The 734-nt window shown below is 35.6% G+C and carries 1 protein-coding gene; it reads left to right on the top strand.

The genetic code is table 11. From position 1 onward, the window contains the following. Positions 1-39 precede the first annotated feature (39 nt). Positions 40-702 (top strand): IS1595-like element ISAcra1 family transposase, encoded by a 663-nt coding sequence (locus EXE29_RS17355; protein WP_004783898.1) that lies wholly within the window; start codon positions 40-42, stop codon positions 700-702. Positions 703-734: the final 32 nt, after the last annotated feature.

Raw genomic sequence — 734 nt, 5'->3', positions numbered from 1 at the left:
GGCTCTAGACTAGCAAAATGATTATGTTAGTCTAGAATCATGATAGAAAACAGTAAATTAAGTCACTACAAGATTAAAAAAATTATTCAATGCTTTTGTGTTGATATTCCTGCTTCCAAAACAGCCTTATTACTCAATTTAAATCGTAATACGATTAACTATTGGTACATGCTTTTTAGAGAAACTATCTATGATCATCAAACAGATTTAAGAGCTAAGTTTGTTGGTTCAATAGAAGTAGATGAAAGCTATTTTGGAGCGAAAAGGCAACGTGGGTTTCATGGAAAGTTAAAGCGTGGTCGTGGGACTCTAAAACAGCCAGTATTTGGAATATTCGAACGTAATGGGCGCGTCTATACTGAAATCGTACCTGACTGTAAAATGAAGACTTTACAAGAGGTTATCATTGGTAAAGTTTCACTTGAGAGTGTGATTTATAGTGATGGATGGCGTGGCTATAATGGTCTTGTTGATGTGGGTTATTCAAAGCACTTTAGGGTAAATCACGGAGCAAATGAGTTTGCTAGAGGAGAATGTCATATAAATGGAATAGAATCATTTTGGAGCTTTTGTAAAAGAAGGCTAGCAAAGTTTAACGGCATATCAAAAGAGTACTTTGATTATCATCTTAAAGAAACTGAATGGCGTTGGATGAGGGAACCTAATGAGTTAGCAACTGAGCTGTGGAACCTCATTAGGTAAAATTAAGTGTAAATCTGCTAGTCTAGAGCCTA

Source organism: Acinetobacter sp. WCHAc060006 (assembly GCF_004209135.1).
Taxonomy (GTDB): domain Bacteria; phylum Pseudomonadota; class Gammaproteobacteria; order Pseudomonadales; family Moraxellaceae; genus Acinetobacter; species Acinetobacter cumulans.
This window is presented reverse-complemented; position numbering and strand designations above follow the sequence as displayed.

Bases quoted from the DNA above. Each gene is read 5' to 3' on its own strand.
- EXE29_RS17355 (WP_004783898.1), top strand. From the start codon at position 40: ATGATAGAAAACAGTAAATTAAGTCACTACAAGATTAAAAAAATTATT.